Genomic DNA, 6571 nt, shown 5'->3' with positions numbered 1-6571 from the left:
AATCTGGAACTGAAAAATTCGTGCTTATTTCAACAGACAAAGCCGTTGAGCCTGTAAGCGTTTACGGCGCAAGCAAAATGCTATGTGAAAAACTTGTAATTCAAGCCGCGCAAAACGCAAAGAAAAACCAAGCGTTTATGTTTGTCCGCTTCGGAAATGTTCTTGGAAGCCGAGGCTCAATTCTTCCTATTTTTATGGAGCAGATTCAAAACGGAGGTCCTGTAACTGTAACCGATCCACAAATGGAACGCTACTTTATGACAATTCCAGAGGCCTGCTCTCTTGTGCTTCAGACTGGAGGCGTTGGAACAAACGGAGCATCGTACCTTTTGGACATGGGCGAGCCTATAAAAATTCTGGAGCTTGCAAAGCAGGTAATAAAGTTTTCTGGATTTACGCCGGACAAAGAAATAAAAATTCAGTTTATCGGAGCAAGAAAAGGCGAACGCTTGGAAGAACCTTTGTGGCTAAAAGAAGAAAATCCTGAGCCTACAGAATACAAAAAAATTCTAAAGCTCACAAATATTTCTCCTAAAAATTTTTCACTTGATAAGTTGATTGATTCTTTAAATCCAATCTGCGTGCTTTCTAAAGGTAAAGAAGAACTTTACAGGAACAGTGGTGAACTGAAAAAAATTCTAAGAAAAGCAGTTCCAACCCTTGACGAATTTTACAAGCGTGAAGAAAACTTATCAGCAAAAAATGAAAAGTCTTATGCAAAGGCGGTTTTATAATGAGTTTAAGCGAGCAAAAAACAGAACTAAAAAAAATGAACGTGCCTTTTTTTAAAGCATCAATTTCAGAAGAAGAAGAGCAAGCCTGCACAAATGTTTTAAGAAGCGGCTGGCTTACAACAGGAAAAGAAACTCATGAATTTGAAAAGGAATTCGCGCAAAAAATAAATTCTCCATTTGCGCTTGCAGTTAACAGCAACACAAGCGGAATGATTCTTGCAATGGAAGCTCTTGGCGTAAAACCTGGCAAAGCAGTTATAACAACGCCCTACACTTTTGTGTCCACAGCAGCCAGTGCGCGGCACCTTGGAGCTGACGTTTATTTTGCCGACATTGAAAAAGAAAACTATTCAATAGATCCAGAAAAAATTGAAGAGATTTTAAAAAGTCCGCATGGAAAAAATGTCGCCGCAATAGTTCCCGTTCACATTGCAGGAAATGTGTGCAACATGAAACATATAATGGAGCTTGCTGAAAAATACAATGTAAAAGTAATAGAAGACTGCGCACATTCATTTCCAAGCAAAACGAGTCTTGGATTTGCCGGAACAATCGGAGACGCAGGAGTATTTTCATTTTATGCAACAAAAACAATCACTTGCGGCGAAGGCGGAATGGTTTGTGTAAAAGACAAAAAAACTGCTGAAAGAATTCTTCAAATGAGGCTTCACGGAATGAACCGGGATGCCTGGGACAGATACACTTCGAATAAAGCAAGCTGGGAATACGACATTGTGGCTTCGGGATTCAAAAGCAACTTGCCGGACATTCTTTCTGCAATAGCAAGAGTTCAGCTAAAAAAAGCCGACATTCTCGATGCAAAGCGAAAAGTTCACGTAAAAAAATACAATGACGCTTTTTCAAAAATGGATTTTGTAAAAATTCCTCCGACTTCGGAAGGAGACGCCTGCCATCTTTACATTCTGAGACTTGACCTTTTAAAGTTAAAATGCACAAGGAATGAATTTGCTTCTATGCTTCAAGAAATGGGAATTGGAATAAGCGTGCATTTTATTCCGCTTTTTCACTTTTCATACTGGAAGAAACTCTACCCTGATTTCACAAAGGAAAAATTTCCTGAGGCTGAAAAAAAATTCCAGGAATCAATTTCAATCCCGCTCTGGCCGGACATGACAGAAGAAATGACAAAATATGTTATTCAGGCAGTGAAAGAAATTGGAGAAAAATATCATGCCTAAAGCTTTATATGCAAAGAAAAATTCAAAAGTTTCTTTTCAGAAAGAATTTTACAGCGACCTTACAATGGACGATATGTATTTTGCAATGATTGTAAGAAGTCCAGTAAGCGAAGGAATTGTAAAATCAGTTTCGCATCCAAACTTGCCGGACGGCTACAGTCTTGTAACTGCGCGTGATGTTCCGGGTTCAAATTTAGTCGATACTTCAAAAGGAAAAATTCCTATTTTCTGTGAAGGAAATATTTCGTATGAAGGAGAGCCGCTTGCACTTTTGGTCGGTCCCGACGAAGCTGTTTTGCAGTCGCTTTTTGATGAGCTTGTTTTGACAATTGACACAAACACAATCGAGGATTACCTTCCTGATGAATTTGACATAAATGCAAAGGCTGTTGAAAATTCAGGAAAGAAACAAACAAAGAAAGAATTAAAAATTCAAAATGAAGAGCTTAAAAACATCAAGGAAATCAAAGAAGAATTTTTTTCAGACAAACTTGCGCAGAGAATTATAAAGTTCGGTCCTTGTTTTGAAAAATCAGATGATGAATCCTGCATAGAAAAAATTTTTGAAGAAGCAAAATATGTTGCGGAAAACGAATGGCGCTATGCCTTGAAAACTCCAGATTACGGAGAACCAAACGGCGCAATGTGCTCATGGAAAGAAAATTATGTAACAATCTCAACCCCAACTCAATGGCTGAACAATTTAAGGCACACAGCTTCAGAAGCGCTTGCAATTCCTCCTGAATCAATAACAATAAGAAAAACAACTTCAACAAACAGAGGAACAAACAGCATTTGGTACAATTCAATAATTGCCTGCCAGACTGCGGTTGCCGCAAAAAAAACAGGTCACCCTGTAAAGCTTGTCTACACAAGAAACGAGCAGGAAAAATTTCTGAACAAGATGCAGCCCATTTCAATCAGGAACAAAACTGCGGTAAACGAAAAAGGCGTTATTGAAGCTATGAAAATTCAAATTGAAGTAGACGCAGGCTTTGCAAATCCGTTTGCACAGGAAATAATCGACAGACTTTCAATTGCTTCATGCGGCTGCTACAATCCAAAAAATACTTTTATAACGGCAACTGCAAAAAGTTCCTTAAATCCTGCATCTTCGGTTGACATCCAGCTGATTGATTCCGCGGCATTTTTCGCTGTTGAAAATCAGATTAATGAACTTTGCAATAAATGCAATCTTACGCCTTTAGAGTTCCGGCAGAAAAATCATTTGAACATAGATTTTACAAAAAGAAAAATTCCAAAAGCACAGTTTCTTTTTGAAATTGAAAAATTCAACGAGACGATCGAAGCTCTTTCCAAGCAAAGCGATTTCAACAGAAAATATGCTTCTTACAGACTTGACGCCATGAACTGGAAACTAGGAAGCGGTCCAAAAGAATATGTTTCAGTTTTTTCATCTCCAATGCGCGGAATCGGATTTTCGTGCGCGTTTGAGGGAGCCGGATATTACGGCTCGGAAATTTACAACGGAAGCCACACTCTTGAAGTAACGCTGGAAACAGATTCAGTTTTAACAATCCACTGCCCTCCAGTTTCAAATTCCGTGCATGAAATATGGAGAGGAATCGCCGCTGAAATTTTAAACATTCCGCTTCTTTGCGTAAAAATAAATTCACTATTCAGTAACGGAGAAGAGCCACCGCTTCCAGAAAATGTATACAGCAATATAAGCATAATGACTTCGCTTTTGAAAAAATGCTGCCTTGCAATAAAAAGAAGAAAGCCGGACGAACCGCTTCCGTTCAAGGTAAAAAAGAAAACTGCAGCTGTAAAAAAAACAGAATGGAATAATGAAACTTTTTCGGGAAAACCGTTTCATTCAACATCTTTTGCCGCAGCCGCAATTGAACTGGAAATAAATCCATGCACATACCGTGAAAAACTCAGAAGCATAAATCTTGTTTTGAACGGCGGAAAAATTCTTAACATTCAAGCCGCAACTTCCACAGTAAAACTTGGAATACAAAAGGTTCTTTCATCGCTTCTTGAAGATGACAAGGTTGAATGCAAGAACATAAAAATTTCCTTTATGCAATCAGAAAAAGACCCATCGCAAATAGGAGAACTTGTGCATCAGGTTATTCCAGCCGCATACACGCAAGCGTTAACTCAAGCCTTGAACTGCACAATAAATTCACTTCCGCTGAAAACTGATTCGCTCTACAAAAAAATCAAAGAGCAAAAGGCAAAAATAAAATCTCAGAAAGAGCAAGAAGCCGAGCAAAAAAACAAAGAACAGACAGAAAAGGAGGAAACTCAAAATGAAAATTCCGCTGTATCTGAACAATAAAAAAATAGTTCTTTCCGCAGAGCCAACAGAATCCCTGCTGTCTGTCTTACGCAAGGAAAAACTTTACAGCGTAAAATGCGGTTGCCAAAAAGGAATGTGCGGAAACTGCATGATTTTGCTTAATGACAAATCCGCCGCAAGCTGCCTTATTCCAGTTGGAATTACCCGCGACTGCCACATTATAACTCTTGAATATTTTCAAAGCAATCCGTGCTATCAAGATATAATCGCAGGTTTTTCCAAGGCAGGAATAAATTTATGCGGATACTGCAATGCCGGAAAAATTTTTACAGCCTACACTATTTTAAAAAATTACTACCGCCCGACTTTGGATCAAATATATTCAGCAATAAAAAATTTGGACTCGTGCTGCACAGATTTTTCCACACTGACAAATGGAATTCTTTATGCAGTCGCCGAAAAACATGCAAGAGAGGGAAAAAGTTCAAATGCCAAAAAGTAAAACAGTATTTATTTCAAAAACCTTATCCGATGTTTTTTACCACATAAAAAGCGTAAATGAAATTCAGCTTCTTGCAGGCTGCACACAGCTAAAAAAAATTCAAGACAAATCAGTTTCGCTTAGAATGATTCCAGAGCTTAACATCATAGACAGAAAAGAGAGACATATAGAATTCGGCAGCGCAGTTTCAATTGCAAATATGATTCTAACAGGCGGACAAAAACTTCCGGTAGTCCTTGCAAAAGCTCTCAAATCAATTGGCACAGAACAAATTAAAAACATTGCGACTTTAGGTGGAAATATTTGCGCCAAAGATTTTAAATATACACTTTGGGCTCCCCTACTCGCACTGAATGCACGGCTGGAAATTAAAAATCAAAATGAAACTCTTTTTATTCCGTTTAACAAATTCACAGGTATTCCTGAAAAGCACATTTTGACAAAAGTAAGAATCCCGCTTGATGAATGGGAAGTTGAAATTTTCAAAAGAGTCGGACCTTCAAACACAATAAACGAACTTTCCGCAAGCTTTGCATTTCTTGCAGATACACAGCGCGGAATGATTGCAAAAATAAGAATCGCATTTGCAGGAAAAGTATTTTTCTATTCGCCGGAATTTGAAAACAGAATTATTGGAACAAGGCTTCCTCTTTCTGCAAAAACAATCGATGATTTGATTGACAACGCAAAAAAAATTTTTGTTGAGCAGAATACAATAACAGATTCAGAACTGATTTTAAAAGCCCAATTTCTAAATCTGCTTCGAAATGCTTTTGAACAGCTTATGTAAAAATAAAATTCCTCATTTAAAATTTGCCCGTTATTTTATAAGCATTGCGTCTCCGTAGCTAAAAAAGCGGTATCTATTTTCAACTGCAATTTTGTATGCATTCAAAATATTTTCACGTCCAGCAAATGCGCTCACAAGCATAATGAGCGTGCTTTCCGGTGTATGAAAATTTGTAAACATTTGATCCACAACTTTAAATTTATATCCCGGATACATAAAAATATTTGTGCTTCTTGTTCCGCCATGTACAATTCCATTTTCATCCGAAGCACTTTCCAAAGTTCTTACACTTGTAGTTCCAACAGCAAGAACCGGTCTGCCTTCTTTCTTTGCTGAATTGATTTTTTCTGCAACATCATAAGGAACTGTATAAAATTCCTCATGCATTTTATGCTCTTCAATATTATCCGCGCGCACAGGAAGAAAAGTTCCAAGTCCCACATGAAGCGTTATCCATTCAAGGTCAACATTCTTTTCCTTTAGCTTTTCCAAAACAAATTCTGTAAAATGAAGCCCCGCCGTAGGACAAGCCGCGCTTCCAGTTTCTTTTGCGTAAATAGTCTGATAACGTTCGCTGTCTGTATCATCATCTTCGCGCCGGATATAAGGCGGAAGCGGAATGTGTCCGTTTTTTTCAAACCAAACTTCTGTAAGCCTGAACGGAAATTCTATAAATCTAAATTCAGTTCCATCATTTTTTGAATCAGAAACAATTTTGCCTTCGCTTCCATCTGGAAACTTATAGACATTTCCCGGCTTCACTTTTTTCGCGCCCTTGACCATCGTATTCCAGATATTTCCTTCGGGTGAAGTTTGATTTAAAAACATAAATTCCTGCTCGCGCCCTGTGTCTGTTTTTATTCCGTAGCATCGGCTTCGGCGGACTTTGCTATTGTTGAAAACCATTAAAGTTCCGGGCTCAACCAAATCAACTAAATCCTTCATGGCATAATGAAAAACTTTTCCCGTCGATTTATCCAAAAACATAAGCTTGTCATTTCCGCGGATTCCAGAAGGTTTCTGCGCAATAAGCTCTTCCGGCAAATCAAAATTAAAGTCACTGGTCTTCATATA

Annotated in this window: 6 protein-coding genes (1 of these 6 cut by a window edge); 5 read left to right on the top strand and 1 reads right to left on the bottom strand. The window is 38.2% G+C overall.

The window, feature by feature from the left end:
• The 5 genes in view from TRESU_RS05395 to TRESU_RS05375 are tightly spaced (each overlapping or abutting the next) and all read left to right on the top strand, a layout consistent with a single transcriptional unit that may run on beyond the window.
• On the top strand, positions 1-734 hold the 3' end of the coding sequence (locus tag TRESU_RS05395; protein WP_013701271.1) for a polysaccharide biosynthesis protein. Its footprint begins 793 nt before the window's first position; the window shows 734 of its 1527 coding nt (coding positions 794-1527); the start codon falls outside the window, past its left edge; the stop codon is at positions 732-734.
• Complete coding sequence (locus tag TRESU_RS05390) at positions 734-1933, top strand: DegT/DnrJ/EryC1/StrS family aminotransferase (RefSeq protein ID WP_013701270.1); 1200 nt, start codon at positions 734-736, stop codon at positions 1931-1933. The genes TRESU_RS05395 and TRESU_RS05390 overlap by 1 nt, the downstream gene beginning before the upstream one ends.
• Complete coding sequence (locus TRESU_RS05385; protein ID WP_013701269.1) at positions 1926-4244, top strand: xanthine dehydrogenase family protein; 2319 nt, start codon at positions 1926-1928, stop codon at positions 4242-4244. The genes TRESU_RS05390 and TRESU_RS05385 overlap by 8 nt, the downstream gene beginning before the upstream one ends.
• Positions 4216-4707, top strand: a complete 492-nt coding sequence (locus TRESU_RS05380; RefSeq protein WP_013701268.1) for a (2Fe-2S)-binding protein — start codon at positions 4216-4218, stop codon at positions 4705-4707. Before TRESU_RS05385 ends, TRESU_RS05380 begins: the two co-directional genes overlap by 29 nt.
• Positions 4694-5497, top strand: coding sequence for an FAD binding domain-containing protein (locus TRESU_RS05375; protein WP_041611994.1), 804 nt, complete (start codon positions 4694-4696; stop codon positions 5495-5497). The genes TRESU_RS05380 and TRESU_RS05375 overlap by 14 nt, the downstream gene beginning before the upstream one ends.
• A 30-nt stretch (positions 5498-5527) precedes the next feature.
• Here TRESU_RS05375 and queA read toward each other — a convergent pair whose 3' ends face one another.
• On the bottom strand, positions 5528-6568 hold the full coding sequence (gene queA, locus TRESU_RS05370; protein WP_013701266.1) for a tRNA preQ1(34) S-adenosylmethionine ribosyltransferase-isomerase QueA: 1041 nt from the start codon (positions 6566-6568) through the stop codon (positions 5528-5530).
• Positions 6569-6571: the final 3 nt, after the last annotated feature.

The organism is Treponema succinifaciens DSM 2489, from assembly GCF_000195275.1.
In the GTDB taxonomy this organism is placed as follows: Bacteria; Spirochaetota; Spirochaetia; order Treponematales; family Treponemataceae; genus Treponema_D; species Treponema_D succinifaciens.
The sequence above is the reverse complement of the archived record's forward strand: the minus strand, read 5'-3'. Positions and strand labels throughout refer to the sequence as shown.